23 protein-coding genes and 1 tRNA gene are annotated in these 25,770 nt (G+C 36.3%); 10 read left to right on the forward strand and 14 right to left on the reverse strand.

The annotated features are described in order from the left end of the window. Positions 1-278: 278 nt before the first annotated feature. The 6 genes from ACTND6_RS04140 to ACTND6_RS04165 all read right to left on the reverse strand — a co-directional run bounded on the left by ACTND6_RS04140 (position 279) and on the right by ACTND6_RS04165 (position 7,516). Positions 279-1,613 carry an IS4 family transposase gene (locus tag ACTND6_RS04140; protein WP_441022211.1) on the reverse strand — a complete coding sequence of 445 codons (1,335 nt, stop codon included), beginning with the start codon at positions 1,611-1,613 and terminating at the stop codon, positions 279-281. Between the two features lie 346 nt (positions 1,614-1,959). Continuing rightward, positions 1,960-2,574 carry a hypothetical protein gene (locus tag ACTND6_RS04145; RefSeq protein ID WP_441022213.1) on the reverse strand — a complete coding sequence of 205 codons (615 nt, stop codon included), beginning with the start codon at positions 2,572-2,574 and terminating at the stop codon, positions 1,960-1,962. 61 nt (positions 2,575-2,635) lie between these two features. Continuing rightward, positions 2,636-3,574 carry an ABC transporter permease gene (locus ACTND6_RS04150; protein ID WP_178176738.1) on the reverse strand — a complete coding sequence of 313 codons (939 nt, stop codon included), beginning with the start codon at positions 3,572-3,574 and terminating at the stop codon, positions 2,636-2,638. Beyond that, complete coding sequence (locus ACTND6_RS04155) at positions 3,574-4,662, reverse strand: ABC transporter permease (protein WP_441022215.1); 1,089 nt, start codon at positions 4,660-4,662, stop codon at positions 3,574-3,576. Before ACTND6_RS04155 ends, ACTND6_RS04150 begins: the two co-directional genes overlap by 1 nt. Further along, entirely contained in the window at positions 4,662-6,206 is a 1,545-nt protein-coding gene (locus ACTND6_RS04160) for an ABC transporter ATP-binding protein (RefSeq protein WP_441022217.1), read from the reverse strand. The genes ACTND6_RS04155 and ACTND6_RS04160 overlap by 1 nt, the downstream gene beginning before the upstream one ends. A 101-nt stretch (positions 6,207-6,307) precedes the next feature. Beyond that, positions 6,308-7,516: a BMP family ABC transporter substrate-binding protein gene (locus tag ACTND6_RS04165; protein WP_178176741.1), complete on the reverse strand. Its 1,209-nt coding sequence runs from the start codon at positions 7,514-7,516 to the stop codon at positions 6,308-6,310. A 201-nt stretch (positions 7,517-7,717) separates the two neighbouring features. On the opposite strand from ACTND6_RS04165, the gene ACTND6_RS04170 reads away from it, so the two are divergent. From ACTND6_RS04170 to ACTND6_RS04190, 5 genes are all read left to right on the forward strand, one after another. Next, positions 7,718-9,097 carry an MBOAT family O-acyltransferase gene (locus ACTND6_RS04170; protein ID WP_441022219.1) on the forward strand — a complete coding sequence of 460 codons (1,380 nt, stop codon included), beginning with the start codon at positions 7,718-7,720 and terminating at the stop codon, positions 9,095-9,097. Positions 9,098-9,107: 10 nt separating this feature from the next. Beyond that, entirely contained in the window at positions 9,108-10,211 is a 1,104-nt protein-coding gene (locus ACTND6_RS04175) for a DHHW family protein (RefSeq protein ID WP_178176743.1), read from the forward strand. A gap of 14 nt (positions 10,212-10,225) precedes the next feature. Further along, the gene (gene rlmD / locus ACTND6_RS04180; protein WP_441022221.1) at positions 10,226-11,548 is read left to right on the forward strand and encodes a 23S rRNA (uracil(1939)-C(5))-methyltransferase RlmD; all 1,323 of its coding nucleotides are present in this window, start codon (positions 10,226-10,228) and stop codon (positions 11,546-11,548) included. Between the two features lie 6 nt (positions 11,549-11,554). After that, the gene (locus tag ACTND6_RS04185; protein ID WP_441022223.1) at positions 11,555-12,472 is read left to right on the forward strand and encodes an aldo/keto reductase; all 918 of its coding nucleotides are present in this window, start codon (positions 11,555-11,557) and stop codon (positions 12,470-12,472) included. 70 nt (positions 12,473-12,542) lie between these two features. Beyond that, complete coding sequence (locus ACTND6_RS04190) at positions 12,543-13,019, forward strand: metallophosphoesterase family protein (RefSeq protein WP_441022225.1); 477 nt, start codon at positions 12,543-12,545, stop codon at positions 13,017-13,019. A 27-nt stretch (positions 13,020-13,046) separates the two neighbouring features. Here ACTND6_RS04190 and ACTND6_RS04195 read toward each other — a convergent pair whose 3' ends face one another. Beyond that, the gene (locus tag ACTND6_RS04195) at positions 13,047-13,466 is read right to left on the reverse strand and encodes a hypothetical protein (protein WP_178176747.1); all 420 of its coding nucleotides are present in this window, start codon (positions 13,464-13,466) and stop codon (positions 13,047-13,049) included. Then, on the reverse strand, positions 13,463-14,932 hold the full coding sequence (locus tag ACTND6_RS04200) for a Y-family DNA polymerase (RefSeq protein WP_441022227.1): 1,470 nt from the start codon (positions 14,930-14,932) through the stop codon (positions 13,463-13,465). Before ACTND6_RS04200 ends, ACTND6_RS04195 begins: the two co-directional genes overlap by 4 nt. A 41-nt stretch (positions 14,933-14,973) precedes the next feature. Here ACTND6_RS04200 and ACTND6_RS04205 point away from each other — a divergent pair, with 41 nt between their 5' ends. Together ACTND6_RS04205 and ACTND6_RS04210 are read left to right on the forward strand one after the other, a co-directional pair. Then, complete coding sequence (locus ACTND6_RS04205) at positions 14,974-15,882, forward strand: RluA family pseudouridine synthase (RefSeq protein ID WP_441022229.1); 909 nt, start codon at positions 14,974-14,976, stop codon at positions 15,880-15,882. Positions 15,883-15,921: 39 nt separating this feature from the next. After that, positions 15,922-17,130 carry a MalY/PatB family protein gene (locus ACTND6_RS04210; protein WP_441022231.1) on the forward strand — a complete coding sequence of 403 codons (1,209 nt, stop codon included), beginning with the start codon at positions 15,922-15,924 and terminating at the stop codon, positions 17,128-17,130. Positions 17,131-17,146: 16 nt separating this feature from the next. Here ACTND6_RS04210 and ACTND6_RS04215 read toward each other — a convergent pair whose 3' ends face one another. Next, positions 17,147-17,719, reverse strand: a complete 573-nt coding sequence (locus ACTND6_RS04215; RefSeq protein WP_441022233.1) for an NUDIX hydrolase — start codon at positions 17,717-17,719, stop codon at positions 17,147-17,149. Positions 17,720-17,795: 76 nt separating this feature from the next. Between ACTND6_RS04215 and ACTND6_RS04220 the strand changes: the two genes are divergently transcribed. Both ACTND6_RS04220 and ACTND6_RS04225 read left to right on the forward strand, forming a co-directional pair. After that, on the forward strand, positions 17,796-19,256 hold the full coding sequence (locus tag ACTND6_RS04220) for a 6-phospho-beta-glucosidase (RefSeq protein ID WP_178176752.1): 1,461 nt from the start codon (positions 17,796-17,798) through the stop codon (positions 19,254-19,256). A 73-nt stretch (positions 19,257-19,329) separates the two neighbouring features. Further along, complete coding sequence (locus ACTND6_RS04225) at positions 19,330-20,691, forward strand: MATE family efflux transporter (protein WP_441022236.1); 1,362 nt, start codon at positions 19,330-19,332, stop codon at positions 20,689-20,691. A 124-nt stretch (positions 20,692-20,815) separates the two neighbouring features. Here ACTND6_RS04225 and ACTND6_RS04230 read toward each other — a convergent pair whose 3' ends face one another. The 3 genes from ACTND6_RS04230 to ACTND6_RS04240 all read right to left on the reverse strand — a co-directional run bounded on the left by ACTND6_RS04230 (position 20,816) and on the right by ACTND6_RS04240 (position 23,711). Continuing rightward, positions 20,816-21,622, reverse strand: a complete 807-nt coding sequence (locus ACTND6_RS04230) for a serine O-acetyltransferase (protein WP_441022237.1) — start codon at positions 21,620-21,622, stop codon at positions 20,816-20,818. Between the two features lies 1 nt (position 21,623). Continuing rightward, positions 21,624-22,556: a cysteine synthase A gene (cysK, locus tag ACTND6_RS04235; protein ID WP_441022239.1), complete on the reverse strand. Its 933-nt coding sequence runs from the start codon at positions 22,554-22,556 to the stop codon at positions 21,624-21,626. Between the two features lie 336 nt (positions 22,557-22,892). Continuing rightward, on the reverse strand, positions 22,893-23,711 hold the full coding sequence (locus ACTND6_RS04240) for an HAD-IIB family hydrolase (RefSeq protein ID WP_320078934.1): 819 nt from the start codon (positions 23,709-23,711) through the stop codon (positions 22,893-22,895). 41 nt (positions 23,712-23,752) lie between these two features. Here ACTND6_RS04240 and ACTND6_RS04245 point away from each other — a divergent pair. Beyond that, positions 23,753-23,829: transfer RNA gene (locus ACTND6_RS04245), tRNA-Arg, on the forward strand. Positions 23,830-23,857: 28 nt separating this feature from the next. Here ACTND6_RS04245 and ACTND6_RS04250 read toward each other — a convergent pair. Both ACTND6_RS04250 and ACTND6_RS04255 read right to left on the reverse strand, forming a co-directional pair. Next, a complete protein-coding gene (locus ACTND6_RS04250) occupies positions 23,858-24,817 on the reverse strand; it encodes a diacylglycerol/lipid kinase family protein (RefSeq protein ID WP_441022241.1) in 960 nt (319 codons plus the stop codon). A gap of 3 nt (positions 24,818-24,820) precedes the next feature. Next, positions 24,821-25,732, reverse strand: a complete 912-nt coding sequence (locus tag ACTND6_RS04255; RefSeq protein WP_441022243.1) for a ribonuclease Z — start codon at positions 25,730-25,732, stop codon at positions 24,821-24,823. Positions 25,733-25,770 lie beyond the last annotated feature (38 nt).

Raw genomic sequence — 25,770 nt, forward strand, 5'->3', positions numbered from 1 at the left:
CAGCTGAGAAAAATAAAACATTCTGAAAGAGTAAAATCAACTGGAAGTTGGTGAAATAGTAAATTCTATTCTGTGTATACGAAAGTGGAATTTAACTTTTCAGTTCAGCGTTAATAATTTCACCAATGCTGGTAAGTTAAGCAGTTTGACAAAATAAAAAAATCGAGAATGGACATGACAACGAACAAGTTGTGGTCTTTCTCGATTTTTTGCTTGATTGTTTCCAGAAAAACAGGCGCATTAAAAACATCATTTTTCATATTTTAATATTTACAGATTTAATAACTCTTCCTGTAGGATATGGATGATTTGTTAACCGACTGCTTTCGTGAGAACTGACGTTCTCCTTTTTTTACCCAGCATATTGCCCCGTTGATATTCATCCATATCTTTTCCTGCAGTTTCTGCCGTTCCACTTCATCTTCACACATCAGCACTTTCAGAAAGTATCTTCTCATTGTTCCCAGTGTTTTATTGAAATTGCGTTTGATCACATATTCACCATCTTCATTCTGTGTGAGATGCTTCTTTTCGTTTGCTTCCATGATTTTCAGGGAAACGATATTATACATCCACATGTCTGCATACAGATCCTGAAGGATAAATTCAGGCTTGTAGCTACTGAATTCTTCCATCTTCATTCGATTTTTCAGCTGATTGTAGGATGTCTCGACGTTCCATCGCAGCCAGTATAGATCTTTCAGCTCTTTTTCTGTTGCCACTTCCTCTGGAAGATTAGTAATTAGAAATTCAACACTGTCGCTTCCATCTTCATTCTTTCCGATTACCACTTTAGCAAATCGAAGTCTGTATGTCGTATTCAGAAGATGATTTCGAAAATGACGATCCTGCCGGTAGTGGTTTGTCTCACTTCTGTCCATCGACACATCAAATGTCTTTGACATTCCGGTCTCAACCTGACTGAAATATTTTGTATAGTCACCTGATCTTGTCCGGAACAGAAAATACTGTTCTTTTTCAACCAGAGAGTCAATGAGATACATGGATAAATATCCTCTGTCAAAGACAAACACAGCCCTGTCTGAATAGTTTTCACAGTAATGATCAATGTGCTTTAAAGCCAGGATCCTTTCACTCTGTGTGATGCGGTCCACCTGCAGGTCAAGTTTCAAATGGTTGATGGAATCATGGAGAGTGGATGTAAGAGCCATGGCAGGCTGGTTCTCAGTAACAGAGGAAGTTTGTGTACCAAAAACTTCTTTATTTTCAGCAGTATCTGGAACGGTAATCTTGGAACCGTCAACAGAAAGAACAAGCAGATCTTTCCATTTCTGCATACTGTCGTTGTAGTTGTCGTACATATTGGCAATGAATTCATCCGCCATGACATGAACGGCTTCGGGATTGAATTTACTTCTTGCCATGAAAAAACCTTTATCAGTAATAGTCATATCTTTGTGCTCGCAGAGTTCCTGAACCTCTGCCCATTGAGTTCTGCCATGTCTGTTGATCATCTGGAAAAGAATATCCAGAGTTGATAATTTGCGGATCCTGGAGAAGGAGCTGCCATTAAAGCAGGAGATCAGGTCATGGTAAAACAGAATTCCTTCCTTGGCATAATTATCCACGACAAGTTCAATATTATCCAGCATAAGAAATTCCTCTGAGAAAAAGCGGCCGTACAGGAAGGAAAGTAAAAGAAATTAATATCTGAAAATAAAGACACAAAACAAATAAACATTGAGAAGATAGATTCAGGTTTCTATATTCAGAATCGATTGAAAAGAAAACATATTTCATAAGTATGAGTACCTCCGATGTCTCATACTTAAACAACGGCCGCGGAGCGGCTCGGATTTTCTAAAACTGTCAAGCCCTTTTCAACAAAAAAAGAAGAAAAAAAAAGAAGTCCTACAGTTTATTGTAGAACTTCAAATTTTTGTTGATTTGTCAAACTGCTTAACTTACCAGCATTGATAATTTCACATAAACTCTTTTTTAGCGAATCATGTCATAAACGTGGTATCCATGCCCACAATTTCGTGTTCGATACAGGATCATTCCTAAATGTTCATACTTCTTTGCTTTTAAAATATCATCGGTTTCTAATGCAACCATAATGCCATACTGCTGTGCGTGGGCGTATACAAATTCCATCATTTCTCTCATAAATCCCTTGTGCTGATATTGTTTTAATACAACAAGAATATCTACAGAAACATAGCGTGCATTTCTTTTCATGATTTCTTGAGAAATCGTACCACCATCATTAGATGAAATTCGTGAATAATCCAATACTTTCTGAAAGCCACCCAATGCTTCTGTTTCCGCAAGCATTTCTTTAATCACATGAATTAATGTAATACGATGTCCTTCAGAATCCGTCATGATAAGATATGACTCTCCCCCTTCACTCATATACGCACATCCACTTCTCACTGCAGCTTCAAATACAGCACGCATAAAGATATACATTGATTCTCTTGTCAGAAAGAATCCTTTCATACCGATTTCACCTTCGGAATATTCATAATCAAAAAATGCATCTGCAATGTCTTTTGCAATTTCAGATATTTTTTCAGCAGACAGTTTTTTATCAATTGGAACAATCATATTTCTTTCCCCTATTTCGCATCCATTATAAAAAAAAGAATGGCAAAATGCCATTCTAATGTTAACGCGTAGATTTGTCGTATGGAATTCCTTCTGCCTTTGGTGCCATTGAATTCTTTGATGAGAATGCTAATACAATCAAAGAAATGATATATGGCAATAAGTTATATACAGTCGATGGAATATTCATAGAAGCAAGCAGTGGAATACCAGAATATACAGAACCTAAGGATCTGAAGAATCCGAATAACAATGCAGCCAATGCAATTCTATGTGGTTTCCATTGACCAAAGATCATAACAGCCAATGCTAAGAAGCCATATCCTGCAACACCATTTTCAAATGTCCAGCTAGAACCAGCAGTAATATAAGCAATACCGCCTAGCCCGCCAAGCATACCAGAAATCAATACACCAGCCCAGCGCATCTTGAATACGTCGATACCTACAGAGTTAGCAGCCTGTGGATTTTCACCACATGCCATTAGTCTTAGACCAAATCTAGTCTTGTAAAGAACGACATATGCGGCAATCACTGCAACTACTGCAACAAGCATAAACCAGTTAAATTCAAATCCACCAATCTGAACTGTTAAATCTGGACGGTTATCAATGTAGTAAACAACAGAAGAAACATCACTGGAATCTACAGATAAGTTAATTGCTTTTACAATAACTGCAGATACTGCTGTTGCTAACATGTTCATTGCAGTACCAATCAATGTCTGATCAGCATTGAAATGAATTGCGGCTACACCAAGCAATGCAGAATATAACATGCCAAATGCAATGGCACCAACCAATGTAACGATGACAGTGATAAAGCTAGGTACATCAACTGGCATGTATTTCAGTACAAGTGCTCCGCCAAGTGCACCAACGACCATGATTCCTTCAAGACCAAGATTAATAATACCGGAATGTTCTGAGAAGCATCCTCCTAAAGCAACCAATGCAAGAACGGAAGCAAACAGAAGCATATATTGAAGTAACAATACCATTATCTGTTATCTCCTTTCTTCTTACTATGTAAGAGTGTTCGAATGAATCCCATGAATCCGCAAAGGTAAATAATAATTGCGGTAATCAAATCAGGAATCTGAGATGGGAATGCTGTTTTATCAAGGAAGACAGCACCATCTGTAATATGCTGAATAAAGTATGAGGAGAAGATTGTTCCAATTGGATTTAATCCTCCCAGGAACGTTGCGGCAATACCATTGAATCCCATTGCTGGAACAGATGTCTGTCCAACTTCCCATTCTGCAATACCAGAAAGATAGAAGAAGGAAGCACCAATTGCGGCAAGTGCACCACCGATTGCCAACGTAACGATGATGTTTTTCTTTTCTTTCATACCTGCATATTTAGCAGCATCTTTATTGTAACCTGTTGCGACAAGTTCATATCCAAACTCTGTTTTATTTAAAACAAACCAGACTAGAATTGCGATAATAATGGAAAGTGGAATTGCAATTGTCACCTTGTCATTGCTGAACAGCTTATCCAATCCAAGACTTGGCAGGATTGCAGCGTTTCCATGTCCCTGCAGCTTTAATGTGTAAGGACTTGTTGGCTCTTTTACACCAGCTAACAACATGTTGACACAATATAATGAAATCCAGTTCAGCATGATGCCAGAGATAACTTCATTTACATTTCTAAATGCTTTTAATACCCCAATGAGTACACCACTCAATGCACCAGCAGCAGCACTCAATACAACACATAAAAACCAAGGAAGCTTCAAACTCAATCCACAGAATAAAGCAACACCAGCACCAAGTGCATATTGACCAGCAGCACCGATATTAAATAAGCCAACTTTGTAACAGAAGCATACGCTCAATGCACAAAGAATCAGTGGAGAAGTCTTAACAAGTGTACTTCCAAAATATTTCACACAGATCTTTCCCATTGGGTAGTTAAAGTAATTCTTTAAGATAGAACAGATACCTTTAAATGCCTCAGAAGGATTGATCAACAGCAATACAATAAAACCAATCAATACACCAAGTACGATACAGATCAATGCAGCTAGAACAGCCTGTACAGATGGTCTATCAAGAAAACTTTTCTTCTCTTTCATCATTCTGCTCCTTTCTGCACATTTCTTTTCGCACCAGCCATATATAAACCAAGTTCTTCAACCGTTGTCTTCTTAGGGTCTAATTCACCAACGATTTCACCTTCATACATAACTAAGATACGATCAGAAAGATTCATAACTTCTTCCAGTTCAAGAGAAATCAATAGAATTGCTTTTCCATTGTCTCTATCCGCAATCAACTGTTTATGGATAAATTCGATTGCACCAACGTCAAGACCTCTTGTAGGCTGTACCGCAACAAGCAAATCATGATCTTTATCAAGCTCACGTGCAATAATTGCTTTCTGCTGGTTGCCACCAGACATAGAACGTGCAACTGTAGAAGCACCTTGACCACTACGTACATCAAATTTATCAATCAATGTATTCGCATATTTACGGATTTCATCTTTCTTTAAAATACCAGCTTTATTCACAAATTGAGGTTGCCAGTATCTCTGCAGAACAATGTTGTAATCCAGTGGATAATCCAGTACAAGACCATGTTTATGACGATCTTCTGGAATATGAGACATTTTTAAAGATCTTTGACGAATAGATTGATTTGTAATATCTTCTCCACTCAATGTAATCTTGCCACTTGTGACTGGTTCTAGTCCTGTAATACCATAGACAAGTTCTGTCTGTCCATTTCCTTCAATTCCCGCAATACAAACGATTTCTCCTGCTTTGACATCAAAAGAAACATTCTTTACTGCGTTATTGGAATGGCGTTTACTAGACATTGTCAGGTTTTCAACCTGTAGAACAGTCTGTGAAGGATGTGCTTCATCTTTTTCAACAACAAGCTGTACATCTCTACCAACCATCATTCTAGAAAGTTCTGCTTCACTTGTTTCTTTAACATTTACTGTACCAATGCATTTACCTTTTCTAAGTACAGTAACACGATCCGCTACTTCCATAATTTCATTCAGCTTATGTGAAATAAACAGAATTGATTTTCCTTCACTTGCAAGATGCTTCATGATCTGCATCAATTCTTCAATTTCCTGTGGTGTTAATACCGCAGTAGGTTCATCAAAAATCAGAATTTCATTGTCTCGATACAACATCTTTAGAATTTCTGTTCTTTGCTGCATACCAACTGTAATATCTGAAATTTTTGCATCTGGATCAATCTGTAATCCATATCTTTCAGATAGATCCATAACTTTCTTTCTTGCTTCCTGCTTCTGCAAGATTCCATTTTTTGTATCTTCAACACCTAAAATGATATTATCCAATACTGGAAAACATTGAACTAATTTAAAATGCTGATGAACCATTCCGATACCTAATGCATTGGCATCGTTAGGGTCATTGATTTTAACTTCTTTGCCATCCTTTTTAATTACACCTTCTTCAGCTTGATACAGTCCAAATAAAACTGACATCAAAGTTGACTTACCAGCACCATTTTCTCCAAGCAGAGCATGAATTTCACCTTTTTTTAATTGTAAAGTGATATCATCATTTGCCATGATACCTGGAAAACGCTTTGTAATGTGTAACATTTCAATTGCGTAATTTTCGCTAGACATGATGGTCTCCTTCCTTGATTCTTCTAATATTAATTATATTAAAAAAGAAGGATGGAATAAAGCATTTCCATCCTTCTTTTCGACAAATTATCTATATTGACTTATGCAAGAATTGTTCCCTGGAAGTCAATCTTAACGTTTTCAGCTGTTGGTTCTGGAGCTGATGTATCGTTAGAAACCTTGATCTTTCCATCAAACATATCCTTAACTAATGCCTTGTAGTCTTCAACAGTGAACTTACCGTCTTCAAACTGTGTTGTTTCTTCAGGAATCTGTACATAGTTAGCTGTTGGATCATCACCAGAAACAAGACCTAATGTATCGATCTTACCAGCTAATTTATCCCAGTTGCCATCCTTGATTTCATCAAGAGCATTTTCAACAGTAACAGCCAGACCCTTCATTGCAGAAGTAACTGTCATACCATCACCATAGTCAGCATCGATAGAAGCGCTCTGGTCAACGTCAACACCAATCATCTTGCCATTAGCAGCCTTGGCAGCCTCAGCAGCAGAGATATAAACACGTCCACCACAACCGAATACTACTTCTGTACCATTTGCGAACCATGTATCCATTGTAGCCTTGATAGCTGGATCTTCAGAGAACTTACCACCGTATACATACTTGATTTCAACGTCTTTTTCACCAAGTTCCTTAGCAGCAGCGTCAGCACCCTGAACATAGCCGTAACCATAACGCATAACAGCTGGAACAGCCATACCACCTAAGAAACCAAGCTTTTTATAACCAAGCTTAACTGCAGCATAACCTGCCATATAACCAGCTAATTCTTCCTGGTAAATAGCACAGTATACATTATCAATATTTACATACTTTTCAAAATCCCAGTTAGATGGGTTGTAGTCATACTTTTCACCTGCAGCTGTAACACCTGCTTCAAGTAAGTCGCCTTCAGCAACGTCAAGAGCTACAAACTTAACATCAGGATATTCCTTAGCACATGCTACTACAGAACCAGCAAATAAGTAACCAGGCATAACAACTACGTTATGTCCTTCAGCAATTGCTGTTTCGATAGCCTGTACACGAGCATCTGTTGTGTCAGCAGATGGCTTGTAGTACTTGAAATCAGCACCGTTCTTTTCGCTCCATGCCTTAGAAGCTTCGTAAGTTGTCTGGTTGAATGATTTATCTGTAATTTCACCAGAGTCAGTAATCATCGCAACAGAAATATCAGATGTTGCTGATGTTGTTTTGTTTGATCCGTCTGTGTCTTTACCAGAAGAACAAGCAACTAAGCTTGTTGCCATAAGACCAGAAAGGACCAGTTTGAATAATTTCTTCATTATTCTTTTCCTCCTTCGCAAAGACTTGCTTCACGTTATCTATATTTTACTTTTTTTTAATATGAAGTTTCAATGATTATTCGAGAAATTATAGACAATTTCACTAAAACGTAATCGCAATTTACATTTGTTCTCAACAATTTATGAAATTGTTTTCATGAATTGACAAATGGTATACTTTATACAGACAGGAGTTTTAAAATGGTTTTTAGCAGTCTGACATTTTTGTATGCATATTTACCAATCGTTTTATTCATTTACTATATTTTTCCACTACAATGCAGAAATGTTGTTTTATTCATTGTTTCTTTGATTTTCTATGGATGGAGCAATCCACTGTACATATGCATCATGCTATTTTCTATCGTTATGAATTATATGTTTGGTCACTGGATCAAAACATATCAAAACAAAGCAAAAACACTCCTTATACTATGTATCATCTGTAACCTTTCCATTTTATTTTTCTTTAAGTATTACACATTTGTAAACAATACGCTGCAATCATCTGGCATCTATATCTTGCCTGCCGTATCTATTGCATTGCCAATTGGTATTTCTTTCTACACTTTCCAGGCAATGAGCTATCCAATTGACCTATACACAAATACAATCACACCACAGAAAAGTCTCATCAACTTTGGAACATATGTAACGATGTTCCCTCAGCTGATTGCAGGTCCAATCGTTCGCTATAAAGATATTGCCTCTCAACTCACACAGAGAAAATATACACTCGATCGTTTTTCCTATGGCATTCAACGATTTGTCATCGGTTTAAGCAAAAAAGTCATGCTCGCAAACACATGCGGAGAAATCTACGAATCTATTGAAGCATTACACTTTTCAGAGACTTCTGTCTGCACAAGCTGGATTGGAATTCTCTGTTATACATTTCAAATCTATTTTGATTTTTCTGGATATTCAGATATGGCAATTGGCTTAGGAGAGATGTTTGGATTTCATTTTCTTGAAAACTTTAATTATCCATACATTTCTAAATCCATTACAGAATTCTGGCGGAGATGGCATATTTCACTATCCTCCTGGTTTAAAGACTATGTCTATATTCCACTTGGAGGAAATCGAAAAGGATACAAACAACAATGTCTGAATCTATTTGTTGTATGGCTGCTTTGTGGCTTATGGCATGGTGCCAGCTGGAACTTTGTATTGTGGGGTGCATTCTATGGAATTGTACTATGGATCGAAAAAACATTTCTTTCTAAGATCCTTGCCAAAATTCCAAAAGTATTTGCACACCTATATACAATGATTGTTGTCATGCTCGCGTGGGTACTATTCTCACATACGGATATTTCACAAGCCATTCATTCAATCTCCATGTTATTTGGAAACTGCCCTGCTTTCTATAATGCTGTTACGTTCTACTATATTCGTAACAATGCATTCTTATTCATGATCTGTTTCATCGCATGTACTCCAGTTGCGAAAACAAAATGGAATGTTTTCAAAAAGCTTCACTGGATCTATCCTGTTGTATTGATGATACTTATGATTCTCTCAACTGCATTCATTATCAATGGAACGTATAATCCATTCCTGTACTTTAGATTCTAGGAGGTTTTTTATGAAAAAGAAGTTTACTTCCTATATAACAACAATATTATTTCTCACATTACTTTTTTCACTCACAATTGCGAATTGCCTCCATGAGAAAGTTGATTTTTCTATCAATGAAAATCGTTCTCTTTCTTCTTTCCCATCTCTTACATTTTCAAATATTGTTCAGGGAAACTTTGATCAGCAGTTTGAAAACTGGCTGAGTGATCATTTTCCATTTCGAGATGCATGGATCATGACAAAAGCAGCTGTCAAAAAAGCTTGTGGTGCCATTGAAAATAACAATGTCTATTTTGGAGAAGATAATCATCTCATCAAACAAGAATTAGACTATGATAAAACAACGATCCAGAATAACATTTCCTATATTCAGCAATTCACAGAAAATAACAATATCAAAGCAAATATTCTACTGATTCCTGATGCATGCTATGGAGAGGAACAGCTGCTTCCAAAAGGTGCAGTCAATATGGATGAAAAAGAAATGATTCAATCCATCCAGCAAGATCTGCAAGATCAGACAATCATTGATATCACGGATACGATTCATGATACAAAAAATACCTATTACAAAACAGATCACCACTGGAATGAAAATGGAGCTTTGCTTGGATATGAAGCAATCTGTAAAGATGTATTAAACAAAAAGCCGAATACATTTCATTTCCAGAAAGTATCTGACTCTTTTCAAGGAACAATGGTGACAAAATCAGGTGTATTCTGGAATGAAGCTGATAAAATCAATAAGATGGAATGTGATATTCCATTTCAAGTCAAAGTAACATATGATAATACAGTCATGAAAGATTCTCTTTTTGAAGAAGACAATCTTCAAAAGAAAGATCAGTATACATACTATTTAGATGGAAATCATGCTTTGGTAGATATTAAAACAAATGTAAAGACAAAAAAGAAAGCAGTGATTGTCAAGGATTCATATGCACATATATTACTCCCATATCTTGCGAGTGAATATCGTGAAATCCAGGTAGTTGATTTACGTTACTATAGTCAGTCAACTTCATCTCTTTTAGATAAAAACACAGATTTTTATGTGATCTATTCACTAGAATCATTTGTCAATGACAATCATTTAGCACTGCTATATTAGAAAGGATTATTTGTATGAAACTAAAAATCAGAAAAATGGGAATCAATGGAGAAGGCATTGGATACGTTGATCATAAACCTGTCTTTGTTGAAGGTGTTCTTCCTTATGAAGAAGCTGAAGTAGAAATTACAGAAAAGAAAAATACATACGCAAAAGGTACGCTCAAAAAACTGCTATGGGTATCTAAAGAAAGAATCCGTACAGACTATGAATACTATATTGAAGAAGGATGCCCTTTATATATTCTTCAATACGAGGCACAGCTCAAATATAAAAAACAGATCCTGGAAGAAGCTTTATTGAAATATGGAAATGTCAAAAGTCACTTTGTCAGAGACTTTCACCCATCACCACTCATTTATGGCTATCGTACACAATGTAAGTTACCTGTACAGGATTCTAGAGGGCATATGGTAACAGGTATGTATGTACCAGGCACAAACCATTTCCACCCAGTTAAAAGATCCAGAATTCAATCAGAAGAATTAGAAAACGCTAGAATCAAGATCATGAAAATGGTAGACCGTTCCTATTTAAAAGCATATGATGATCGAAAAGAAAAAGGGTTACGCTACCTGGTATTACGTGTCATTGATGGTAAAATGCAATGTACACTTGTTACAGGAAAAGATAAAGTACACAAAGAACTTGTAGAAGAAATCATGTCAATAGATGGTATGACAGGTGTATTCCAGTCAATCAATACAGATAAAAAAGCAGTCGCAATCTTTGGAAGTGCGGTACATAAGCTCGCTGGTGAAGATGCAATGCCAGTGAAAATCGGGGATATTACATTATCTTTAGCGCCAGAATCATTCTTCCAGCTGAATGTTGTGCAGGCACAGGAAATGTACAAAATGGCCGTCAGCAAGATTGATAAATGTAATACTCTTGTAGAAGCATATTGTGGAGTTGGTGCAATGAGTTTACTTGCACATAAGAAAGCAAAACACATTATTGGTATTGAATCCATCCCTTCTGCCGTTGCAAATGCAAATGAAAATGCAAAAAAGAACGGCATTGAAAATGCACAGTTTATCTGTGATGATGCGGCTGAAGGTTTAAAGAAGATTGCGAAAGAAAGAGAAGTTGATGTATTGCTTGTAGATCCACCTAGAAGTGGCATGGATGATAAGATGCTGGATGCAATTGCACAGGCACTGCCTAAAAAGATCATCTACATTTCATGTAATCCATCAACACTGGCAAAAAACCTCAAGGTTTTAAAGCACAATTATCATGTCACAACAATCTTGCCATATGATTTATTCCCACATACACCTCATATTGAATCCATTACTGTTTTAGAAAGAGATAACTATAAAAAGGATAAGTAAATAAATATGAAACAGGTTATTTTACAAGAAAACTTAAAACCCGTATCTACAATCGGCATTGGATGCATGCGTATTGCATCCATGAATGAAAAGGAAGCAGATACATTCATTCATACTGCATTAGATGCATCCATCAATTTCTTTGATGAAGCAGATATCTATGGTGGTGGAAAAAGTGAAGAAGTATTAGGAACATTCTTACACAATTCACCATCTGAAAGAGAAAAGATGTTTATCCAGTCGAAATGTGGTATTCGTAAAGGCTTCTTTGATTTCAGCAAAGAGCATATCTTGTCTTCTGTCGATGGTATTCTATCTAGACTCCATACAGATCACTTAGACTCCCTTCTATTACATCGCCCTGATATATTGATGGATGTAAATGAAGTACAGGAAGCATTTGATGAACTCTATCAGTCTGGTAAAGTACTCGCATTTGGGGTATCGAATATGTCAAGTGGACACATGTCGTATTTATCCAAATATATTCATCAGAAACTCATCACAAATCAATTGCAGGTATCTTGTGCACATACACCAATCATTGATGCATTATTACATGTCGATATGCATGATACATGGAGCGTAGATCATGATGGCGGTGTACTTCCTTACATGATGGAGAATGGCATTTCTCTACAATGCTGGTCACCACTACAAAAAGGATATTTTGAAGGTGTATTCTTAAATGATCCAGAGTACAAAGAATTAAACGACACATTAGATGCAGTTGCATCTAAATATCATGTAGAAAAAGACACAATTGCCCATGCATGGCTATTAAAGATTCCATGTTCCACACAGGTAATTACAGGTACAACAAAACCAGAAAGAATTCTCTCTGCCGCAAAAGCAATGGATATCGATCTTACAAAGGAAGAATGGTATCAAATCTATACTAGTGCAGGAAATATCCTTCCATGAATCACAAATGTCATTCACTGAATGGCATTTTTTATTGGCTTTTCTCTAGCTGCCATGTAATAATTCTGTTATGAAATTGATTGTATTAAGTGACTCACATGGTTTAAAACAGCCACTGGCATATATTCGCTCTACCTACGAAGATGCGGACTGCATTATTCATTGTGGAGATATCTGTTTACCAAAGGAATATGCAAAAGGAATGATTGTCGTTGCGGGAAACTGCGATAATCCAGCATGGTACCCAAATGGAGAAATCATTGTATTAGAGAATCATAGGATCTTGATTCTACATGGACATGTTCTATTCTCTTCTTCCTTTGTAAACAAGGATGCAATTGTACGCTGTGCAAAAAGAAACGACTGCGATATTGTTTTCTTTGGACACTCTCATGTGTACTGTGATGAAATCATTGATGGGATTCATCTCTACAATCCTGGATCAATTACACAATCCCGTGATGGATCACAGCCAAGCTACATGATCGTTACATTAGATACGAATTCATGTGAAGCAAAACGCATGACATACCAGCCATATCAATAAAACAGAAGCAAAAAATCTTCTGTTTTTTCATACATCGATCTGAATGATATCCTGGATTGCAATGACAGTTCCACTTTCTAATTCCACACCACCAAATTCAATTTTCTTTACACGCTCACTAAGCGTTTCATACATGCCACCATCTTTCAAATAATCTTGTACAAAATATGTAATTGTAACATATGGGTGGGTAGAAATATTTTCTTTTAATGCCTGCAATTTAGTATCAATGATTTGTTTTTCATCATCCGATAATTCGATCTGTTCTACAGTAATTCTTCCATTTTCCTGAATCGTATCTTTATACCCATCCAACGCATCAAAACTTGCAAACTGTGCAGCACGCTGTGCCATAGATAATGCTTTATGTTGAGAAAGTGGACGTTCCATGTTTAAAAGATCATCATAGCGATGTGGATCATTCTGATCTTTGGATACATACTTCATGCCTTATGTCCTCCAATCTGTGCATTTCTTAATTTTGTCGTAGCACCTTCTGTTAGATCAATTCCCTTCAGTACTGCATTTTTTCCATACTTCTGCTTGATTTTCAAAATTGCTTCTTCCGCCTTTTTCTCACTTTCATCTTCTTCAACAGGCTGCCTGTCAAACAAGCTTGTCTGCTGGTATTGTGCTAAAGATGCATTTTTAATATTTGCCGCACTTAAAGTAATTCTTCGAATCAACAAAGAAGGATTCACTTTTGCTTCATATATTTTCATGCATGCCATAATTAATTTAGAAGTCGTAGAAGTACGTACATCAAAACGATACGATCCATGTGCTGATTTGGGAAGCTCTCTTCCATAACAGTCCGTAACAACTTCACCTGTATAATTTGTTGTCATAGAAGAAATATCATAGCCAACAGTTAATGTAATACTTTCCGCATTTACATGATTTTGAATGAGTTTCAATGATAATTGTTCACACATCTCTTTGACAATGATTTTCCCTTTTTCATATGTATATGGCTCTGATAAGACTTGTCCAATCCCGCAGGAATGGTTCGATGGTCGATATGCTTTGATATCCTTTATTGTACACGTTTCTATTCCCCATGCGTGATCAATCAATAGTTCCGCATTGATTCCAAACATCTGATACAGAAGATCTTCATTATAGTCATCTTCATATTTACCAGCAGAACATCTCGCAATATCTCCCATCGTTAAAATACCTGCATTCTCCAGTCGTTTTGCGATGCCCTTTCCAACACGCCAGAAATCCGTTAATGGTCGATGCGTCCATAACAGTTTTCGATATGAATACTCATCCAACTCCGCAATTCTAACGCCATCTTTATCTGCAGGAATATGTTTCGCAACAATATCCATTGCACATTTACATAAATACAGGTTACTTGCGATACCTGCAGTTGCGGTAATTCCTGTTTCTTTCAATACTTCCTGAATTAATTTTCTCGCAAAATCATGTGCGTTCATGTGATAGATTTTCAAGTAATCCGTTGCATCAATAAATACTTCATCAATGGAATATACATGAATATCATCTTTTGCGATATAGCGAAGATAGATTTCATAAATACTTGAAGAATATGCAATATATGTTGCCATTCTAGGCGGTGCAATTAAAAAATCCAGTTTTGTATATGGATCTTTCAATTCATCATCATACATACTGGAAGAAAGAAATGGCTGATGCTGAATTTTTCTTGCACGCTCTTCGTTGATTTCTTTCACTTTCGCTCTAACTTCAAATAATCTAGCTCTGCCACTGATGCCATATTTCTTCAGCGATGGAGAAACCGCCAGACAAATTGTCTTGTCTGTTTTTGATGCATCCGCCACAACGAGATTTGTTTTCAAAGCATCCAGTCCTCTTTCCTGACACTCACAAGAAGCATAGAATGATTTCAGATCAATTGCGATATATGTTCTATTTGTCTGCATATGCAGTATCATAACATATTTAGTTTTGCTAAAATGGATATATGAATTACGAATGTACAAACACATCCATAACATTTCATAACACAGATTGTTTTGAAACGATATTGGATTTTCTAGAACACTATAAACAATCAAAAAAGAATCGTTACCTTTTGTTATTAAATAAGCAATTATATTTAAATGACACTGTCGTAAAAGATATTCATGAAAAGATTAACGGAAAAGATATTAAACTGTTACTAGACAAACATGACATTGACTGGGTCATTGGCAAAAAACCATGTACGGTTCTATACAAAGATGATTTTATTTTAGCAGTACATAAGGATGCAGGATATATTATTCATGGAGAAGAGAATGATCAGGATTGTCTCAATGCACAAGTTGCAAGATACTTCAAAGACAATAACATTCATACTTCTGTACGACCTCTGCATCGCTTAGATAAAGATACGACTGGTATTGTCTTATATTCATTGATTCCTTTCTTTCAGCCATATTTAGATCAGGCAATGGAAGAAAAGAAAATTCATCGTGCGTATCTTGCAATCACGTATGGAAATAAAAAAGCAGGTGCGTGCTTTGATATTCATAAGGCAATCGGAAAAGATCGACATGTATCAAATAAATATCGTATTTCTTCAAATGGAAAAGATGCATTGACACATGTTGAAATCATTGAGAAAAAAAAGAATTATGAACTTGTTCGCTGTATCCTGGAAACAGGGAGAACACATCAGATTCGTGTGCATCTTTCTTCAAATGGTTTACCAATCGTGAATGATCCAATGTATGGAAAACCATCCAGAGATTTTAAAAAAATGGGATTATTTGCTTATCAAATTTCATTTTTTGACCCAGTCAATGAAAATAAAATAAATATTTCAGATAAATTTTTAAAAGATTACTTATTTTTTGATTTTTGTAACAATGTAGCGAACAAAAAGTGATTATAATATGTTCATTCAAAATTTGGGAGGAGAAAAGCAATGAAGTATGATTTTGAATCAATTTTAGACAGAGCTGGAAAAGATGCAATCGCTGTTGACTTACCTACAAATCAGGCTGGTGCATTTAAAGATGTCAAAAGAAAAGAAGGCTTTGATGTCATTCCTATGTGGGTTGCGGATATGAATTTCCCAGCATGCCCTACAATCGCAGAAAGTATCATTGAAAGAGTAAACCATCCAACATATGGTTACTTTGAACCAAGAGAAGAATACTTTGACAGTATCATTCAATGGCATAAGACAAGAAATAATGTGGAAGGCTTAGAGAAAAAACACATTGGATATGAAAATGGTGTTTTAGGCGGCGTTATTTCTGCTTTGAATGTACTGGCTTCTAAAGGTGATAATGTTTTATTAAATTCTCCAACATATATTGGTTTTACACACGCACTTGAAAATAATGGTTATAACATGGTCTTATCTCCTCTGAAATTAGATGAAAATAATGTCTGGAGAATGGATTATGAAGATATGGAAAAGAAGATCGTAGAAAATCATATTCATGTTGCGATCATCTGCAGTCCATATAACCCATGTGGAAGAGTCTGGGAAAAAGAAGAACTTGAAAAAGCAGTTGCATTATTTGAAAAGCATAACGTATGGATCGTTTCAGATGAAATCTGGTCAGATATTATCTTAGACGGCAACAAGCATATTCCAACACAATCTGTCAATGCATATGCTAGAACACATACAGCCGCAATGTACGCACCAAGCAAGACATTCAACCTTGCAGGGCTGATTGGTTCTTACCACATTATTTACAACGACTGGCTAAGAGACCGTGTTGAAAAGGAATCTTCCCTTTCACATTATAATTCCATGAATGTTCTTTCTATGTATGCTTTGATTGGTGCATACAAGAAAGAAGGTTATGAATGGGCTGATGAACTTTGTGAAACTATTACTGGCAATGTCAACTATGCCTATAATTTTATCAAAGAAAACTTCAAAGGCGTCTCATTAGCAAAGCCACAGGGAACATATATGTTATTCATTGACTGTGAAAAATATTGTAAAGAAAATAATGTTGATATTGAGACAATCCTTCATAAAGGATGGGAATATGGCGTATACTGGCAGGATGGCAGACCATTCCATGGACCTTATTCCATTCGTATCAATCTTGCTTTACCACTCTCTAGAGTCAAAGAAGCATTTGACCGTTTAAAAACATATGTATTTTAAAAAATAGCACAGTGTGCTATTTTTTTTGATCCAGTAATTCTAATTTTTCATTCAACTTATTATAGATATGTGTACGGAACCATTCTTCACTGCTCTTTTCAATAGCTTCCTGCTTTGTAAACCAGTTCACTGCACTATTTTCATCTTCCTTCACAAATACAGGATCATTCCTGTCTGCTTCAAATACATATGTTAAGTTCAGATGCAGATGACCTGGTACATATACACCATGTTTGATATGACCATCGACTGTTAATATTTCTAAAGAAAAAATATCATCACTTAACAGCTTTACATGTTCAACACCACTTTCTTCTTTCACTTCTTTACAGGCAACATGCTTAAAATCCTGATCACCATCATTATGACCTCCCAGCCAGCTGTATGACTGATAAATATTGTGATATGCCATTAAGATATGCTGATGACTTTGATCACATACCCATGCACTCGAAGTAAAATGTGCCATTCCATTCTCTCTTGTAAATAGATCCAATCCCGTATCAATCCATTTCAGCATCTGTTTCTGATCATTTGCTTCCTGTTCATTATATGGTTTGTAGTCTGCAATGTAATTTCTAATATCCATACAAAGATTATACATCATTCTTTTAAACAACTTTTCAAAATGATAAAATGAACGCATATTCAGGAGGAAAAACATAATGGGATTTCGTAAAGATTTCTTATGGGGTGGCGCTGTTGCTGCTCACCAGCTGGAAGGTGGCTGGAATGAAGGTGGGAAAGGACCATCTATTGCAGATGTTATGACTGCTGGTGGAAATGGTATTCCACGTCGTATTACAGATGGTATCGTAGAAGGAGAAAACTACCCTAACCATGAAGCCATTGATTTCTATCATCACTACAAGGAAGATATTGCTTTATTTGCAGAAATGGGATTCAAAGCTTTCCGTACTTCTATCGCATGGTCAAGAATCTATCCAAATGGAGATGATGCTGTGCCAAATGAAGAAGGCTTGAAGTTCTACGATGACATGTTTGATACAATGCATCAGTATAATATTGAACCAGTCATCACACTCTCTCATTTTGAACTTCCATATAATCTGGCAAAAAAATACAACGGTTTCATGGATAAGAGATGTATTGATTTCTTTGTTACTTTCGCTAAAACATGCTTTGAAAGATATAAAGGCAAAGTAAAGTACTGGATGACATTCAACGAAATCAATAACCAGGGTGCAAATGAATGTGCACATCATATGCTGCAGGAAGGTGCAATTCTAACAACAGATGACAACCCAAAAAATCAGTTTATGATGTACCAGTCTGGTATCAATGAACTCGTTGCCAGTGCAAAAGCAGTACAGATTGGTCACGAAATCGATCCAGAAAACATGATTGGATGCATGATTGCATTTGTTCCAATCTACCCTGCGACATGTAATCCTAGAGATATGATGGAATTCACTTCCGCAAATCATAGAAGATACTGGTTCGCTGATGTTCACTGCACAGGTATCATCCCTGGCTATCTTGAAAAATACTGGGAAAGAAAAGGATATCAGATTGATCTCAGCAATGAAGAAAAAGAAGATCTCAAGAAAGGTACAGTTGACTATATTGGCTTCTCTTACTATATGTCTATGGCAACTGCATGGCATGAAGGCAATGATCACTATGAATTCTCTGAAGGAAACTTCGCTATGGAAGACAATGGTACTCCAAGTGATGTTGTAACAAATCCATATCTTAAAACATCTGACTGGGGATGGCCAATTGATCCACTTGGATTACGTTATTCCCTCAGCTACCTGGCTGACCGCTACCACTTGCCAATGATGATTGTTGAAAATGGTCTTGGTGCATATGACAAGAAAGAAGAAGATGGTTCCATCAATGATGATTACCGTATTGCATATCTAAGAAATCACATTGAAGCAATGAGAGACGCTGTCAATGAAGAAGGTGTTGATCTATTAGGCTATCAGATGTGGGCACCAATTGATATCGTTTCTGCATCTACTGGTGAAATGGATAAGCGTTATGGTTTCATCTATGTCAACAAAAACAATGCTGGTGAAGGTGACTTGTCTAGAAGCAAGAAAAAGTCATTTGACTGGTACAAACATGTGATCGAAACAAACGGCGAAGAATTATAATCTCTGAAAGGAATGGAACAATATTTCATTCCTTTTTCTTTCCCTTTTTCAAAAAATGAATATAATACATGCTATGGAAAATACAAAACAAATTGATTCACAATATCAAAGAATGACACAGACACCTGTGTCAAAACTCATTTTATCTCTAGGTCTGCCTACGGTGATCAGTATGCTTGTAACAAGCATCTACAATATGGCAGATACCTACTTTGTAGGAACACTTGGAACAAGTGCATCTGGCGCTACAGGAATTGTTTTTGGACTCATGGCAATCTTGCAGGCATTTGGATTTATGTTTGGACATGGTGCAGGTGCAAATATCGCAAGAAAACTAGGCAATCATGACGTACAAAGTGCAAAAGAATATGCATCCACTTCTTTCTGGTGTTCAATTCTTATAGGTGTTTTAATCATGATTTTTGGACTTCTTTTCATTGATCCATTCATGAGACTGTTAGGAAGTACATCAACAATTCTTCCATACGCACGCACCTATGGTATCTACATTCTGATTGCTGGTGCAGCAATGACTAGCAGCTGTGTCATGAATAACATTCTTCGCTATGAAGGAAAAGCATTCTTTGCGATGATTGGCTTAACACTTGGTGGCGTATTGAATATCTTTGGTGACTATATCCTGATTAATATCTTTCATATGGGAATTGCAGGTGCTGGCTTATCCACTGCCATATCTCAATATATTTCTATGTTTGTATTAATGATTCCTTATCTACGAGGAAGAACACAATCTAGTTTTCATCTCAAAGATTTTTCAACAAGACGCATTGTATATCAAGATATCATTTCTACAGGAATGCCTTCATTATTCCGTCAAGGCTTAAACTCTGTTTCAACAATGGTATTGAATGGAACAGCTGGTATTTATGGAGATGCTGCAGTTGCAGCTATTTCTATTGTGACGCGTATCATCAATTTCATGTTCTGTATCGCAATTGGTATTGGACAAGGATTCCAGCCCGTTTCTGCATTTAACTATGGTGCAAAATACTATTCTAGAGTGAAGCAAGGATTCTTCTTTGCGATGAAGCTTGGAACATTGATTATGATTATCTTATCCATATTTTCATTTTTCAATGCTTCTTCTCTCGTATCTATTTTCAGAGATGATCCAGAAGTCATCAAAATTGGTGTTAGAACACTACACTGGTATTCCATTTCACTCATATTGATGCCAATTACAATGTATGGAAATATGCTGTTTCAATCCATCGGAAAAGCAAAAGTTGCTTCTTTTTTAGCAGCACTGCGCTCTGGCTTATCCCTCATTCCATGTATTGTTATCCTGAATGCATGCTTTGGACTGAATGGTCTAGAAACAGCACAATCCATTTCTGAAATCATTGCTTCTATTATTACCCTTCCATTTATCATTCATTTCTTTCAGAAAATGCCAGAAGATCACAAAGACTAAAGGGATGCAATCTGCATCCCTTGTTTTTAATTTCCACTTCGAGCGTAAACTGTACTTTTGCCTTGTAACAAGAAAGAATCATCCTTGTCAAATACTGAACGAACAGTTTATTTTGTCCTTTTTCTTATCTATAATAGATTTTTGATCCTTCTTCCACAGAATGTAATAGCCATGTATTCCCACCAATAATACTGTGACTGCCAACGACCGTATTACCACCTAAAATCGTAGCATTCGCATAGATCACAACATAATTCCCAATATCTGGATGACGTTTTCCAGACTTTAATGGATTTCCATTTTCATCCAGATCAAAGCTTTTTGCCCCAATTGTCACACCTTGATACAGTTTTACGTGATGACCAATCGTTGCTGTTTCTCCAATGACGATTCCAGTTCCATGATCAATGCAGAAATATTCATCAATCACTGCACCTGGATTAATATCAATTCCTGTTTTTTCATGTGCATATTCACTCATGATACGAGGAATATATGGAATTGATAAACGGTATAATTCATGTGCGATACGATAAATATTCGTCGCATAGAAACCAGGATAGCATAACAGCACCTCTGCTTTGCTTTTCGCTGCTGGATCGCCATCATAGATTGCCTGAATATCTGTTAATAATTTCTTCTTGATTAAAGGCAGACAGCTAAGAAACGTATCTGTCAGTTCATCTACCTGTGCAGTACTTCTATGATCAAAAGCTAAACATGTTCGAATTTCATACCGTAATGTCTGTTCCAGTTCAATATATGCTTCTTCTTGTGAAAGATCAGAGTAGTGATAAAAATCAGGAAACAGAACAACCTGTGAAAGCTTGATGATAGAAATGATCCTTCTTCTTTCAGGCAATATCTGTTTATCATTTTTGATCAGATTTAATTCATTCAATTGATTCAATACATTACGATTTCCACTCATTTCATTCTCCAAATAAATCCGTTGACAAGTATCGATCTCCACTGTCTGGAAGCAATACAACAATTGTCTTTCCTTTGTTTTCTTCTTTCTTCGCAAGTTCAATTGCGGCATACACTGCTGCGCCACTGGAAATTCCTACAAGTACACCTTCCTTGTAACCAACCAGTCTTCCTGTTGTAAATGCATCTTCATTTTTCACACGAACAATTGCATCATAAATATCTGTATCCAATACCTTTGGAACAAATCCTGCACCAATTCCCTGAATCTTATGCGCGCCAGCCTTTTCACCAGACAATACTGCAGAAGAATCCGGTTCAACCGCAATCACTTTCAGATCTTTGATCTTTTCCTTCAGGTATTTGCCTGTACCTGTAATTGTTCCGCCAGTTCCAACTCCAGCAACAAAGTAATCCACATTTCCATCCGTATCTGCATAGATTTCTGGACCAGTTGTTTCATAATGTGCTTTCCAGTTAGCTTCATTATCAAACTGTCCAGCAATCCATGCACCTTCTGTTTCCTTCGCAATTTCATTTGCTTTTTCAATTGCGCCCTTCATTCCTTTAGATCCATCTGATAAAACAAGTTCAGCACCATACGCTTTCATCAGTTTTCTTCTTTCAACAGACATTGTCTCTGGCATTACAATAATGACGCGATAGCCTTTACTTGTACCGACAGAAGCAAGTCCAATACCAGTATTTCCAGAAGTTGGTTCAATGATAACAGAGCCTTGTTTCAATATTTCTTTTTCTTCTGCATCTTCGATCATTTTTTTCGCAATTCTGTCTTTTACAGATCCAGTAGCATTGAAATATTCAAGCTTTGCAATGATTTTTGCCTGTAAACCCAATTCTTTTTCAATGTGTGTCAACTCCATCATTGGTGTATGACCAATTAGTTCTGTAACGGATGTTTTAATGTTTTTCATCATTTATTCCTCTTTTCTTACACGTTTCAAGTACCAACATACTAGATATATTGATCCTGAAACAAATAAGAAAAAGACCGAGGATCAATATATCTCTCGGTCATATTTACTCTAACAGTTTATATGTGTTGTTTAAAACAACTCTGCATGAGAAATCCGAGAGCCTGAATTAAAACAACAACAGCAATTTAACACAGCAACATTGTTTTTCATAAATCTCTCTCCTTTCTCGTCAGTACTTTTAACAATTATTAAATTAATACGCAAGGAAACAAATGTCAATCAATGTGATTTATCATTTGTAAATTTTACAAATCACGCAAGAATTAATTTACATTATTTTACAATACCTAATTGTTCCAGTACAACCGCAACACCATCATCGATACAAGCTGGTGCAACAATATCTGCATGCTTTTGAACATCATCCTTCGCATTTCCTAAAGCAACACCAATGTAGGCAGGTTCAATAAATGGTGTATCATTTCCCGCATCACCAAAAGCAATGACATTATCCCATGTTAAACCATATTCTTTTAATGCACGATTGACAGAAATAGACTTGTTAATATCTTTCAGGAATACGTCATAGCCATCTTTATAAGACCATGCAAACTTCAAATCTGGAAGTGTAGCAGAAAAACGATCAATGATAGATTCATCTCCAATCAAAAATGTACCAAGAGGCAATCCATGTTCTAAGTGATGTTTTCTTTCTTTTGTATCATCAATCACAGTATGATCCCATGGTGTATCTTTTTTTATGTAGCCATCAACAAACTTCTGATGATTTGCATACGTTACAATACGATCTTCAAATTTAAAACCCAGTCCAATATCATGCTTAATACAAATATCAGTAATTGCATCCATATCCTCCTTCTTCATTGGATGCTTTTCAATTGTATTTCCATCATGATCTACTAAGCAGGCACCATTAATCGTTCCAATCAGATCCATTGGAAGATCACGAAATAAAGATGGTGGTAAAAATGTATAGTGTCTTCCAGTATTTACCATCACTTTGATACCTTGGTCTAATGCCTTATGAAAGTCTTCTTTCAAACGTGCAGAAATTTCATATTTTCCTGCCGGGAGGATCGTGTTATCAATATCTACAACGATCAATTTAATTTGTTCTATGTTTTTATCCATGGAAATATTCTATCACAAGCTGTAAAATAATATTTGGTTTTGTGCTCGTAGCTCAACTGGATAGAGTGTTGGCCTCCGAAGCCGAAGGTTGCGGATTCGAACTCCGTCGAGCACACCATGATAAAAGGGATTCCAGCGAATCCCTTTTAATTTAGCATTTGTAATTTTTCTTTAAGAAGATGAATTTGAATATGCGTTGATTGACAATTCACTTCTCCATCTGTATGTACCCACATTGGTTTTTCTACTTTGATCTCAATTTCCTTTGCTTTCATTTCCGTTACACCTTTAAATTTCAGATGTTTTCCATAATATGCATACGGAAAGATACGGAAGAAATCAAATTGAGATAAGTGATTGCCAACACATACATCTAATAAACCATCATCACTTTCAGCATGTGGACAGAACTGGAATCCTCCACCCTCATATTTTGTATTCATACATACAGAAAACAGTAGCGCTGGAAATGCATATTCTTTCCCATCTGCGACGATAGTAGATGGAATTCGTTTTGTTGAAGCAATGATACGAATCGCAGTCATAATATATACAAGCTTTCCTAAATATATTTTATTCAGGATTTTCTTAGCTTTAGAAATCTGTGCTTCTTCACAAATATGTGCATCAAAACCAATACCACTGGAAATATTGAAGCGGTGATGCACATATCCATCTTCACTTGTTTCTTCTTTCTGTAAAATATTTTCTTGATTCAGATATACAACTTCGCCAACATCCATACAGCGATGTACTTTTCCTTGTAGAATCTGTTTTGTACAGGTTTCTAAATCTTTTGAAATATGCAATCCTTTCGCTAGATCGTTCGCACTGCCGCAAGGAATATAGCCAATTCTAGTATTCTCAAAATCAACAATACCATTCACTGCCAGATTCATTGTTCCATCCCCTCCAACAACAATGATGTTTCTTTTTTCATGTGTTGAAGTCAGATCTCTCATAATTTCTGGAATGTTGTATTCCAATGTTGAAAAATGAACATTGTAGTCTACATTTGCAGCCTGAAAAATTGGCTCAATTGTACGTAGCCAAACCTTTTTCACTCTGCCGGAAGCTGCTGCTGGATTGATCACTACATCAAACATAGATTATTCCTCACTGAAAGATAAATCGATTCTCTCCCCATCCTTGCTGATGACTGCCTGTGGCAAAAGCTGTTGAACCATTTCTTCATAGATCCATGGATCATGCATACTTGGAGAGTAATGGGTAAACCACAATTGCTTAACATTCGCATCTCTCGCAATTTCTGCACTCTCCTGCATCATCATATGCTTATTCAGTTTTGCTTTTTCTTTCTTTTCTTCATCACCATACATACCTTCCGCAATCATCAGATCTGCATCCTGTGCATACTTTCTAATCGATTCCGTAGGTCGCGTATCTGTTGTATACAGGAAATGAATTCCTTTTCTTTCTTCTGCTAAAACCATGTCAGAAGTATATATAACGCCATCGATTTCAACAGAATCATTTTTTTGCAGACGTCCCCAGGCTTTCATAGGAACATTGTTTCTTTCTGCTTTTTCACGATCAAATTTAGGACTACGCGCATAATCAAAGGAAAAGCTGAAACATGGAACAGAATGTCTTACAGAAAAGGATGTAATCTTTAATCCATCGATTTCGTATGTATTTTCTTTCTGTTCATATTCCACAAATTTAATTTCAAACGGAACATATCTAGCAATCAATAAAACACCTTTTAATAAGTCTTCCAGCCCCTTTGGACCATAGATCGTAATTGGTTCTGTTCGATCTGCTTTTGCCATGGATAATAACAACCCAGGAAGTCCTGCTGTATGATCCGCATGAAAATGTGTTAAAAATATCGCATCAATATGTCGACAAGACAATGTCTTGGCATTCAATGCAATCTGTGTTCCTTCTCCACAGTCAACAAGTATTTCATGACCATTCCATCTCACAAGCAAACTCGTTAAAAAACGATTTGGAAGTGGAACAGTCCCACCTGTTCCTAACAAACAAATATCTATCATAAGTTCCACTATTTTACCATAAAACAAAAAGACTTCCC

It is taken from the genome of Bulleidia sp. HCP3S3_C9, assembly GCF_052064035.1.
Lineage (GTDB): Bacteria > Bacillota_I > Bacilli_A > Erysipelotrichales > Erysipelotrichaceae > Bulleidia.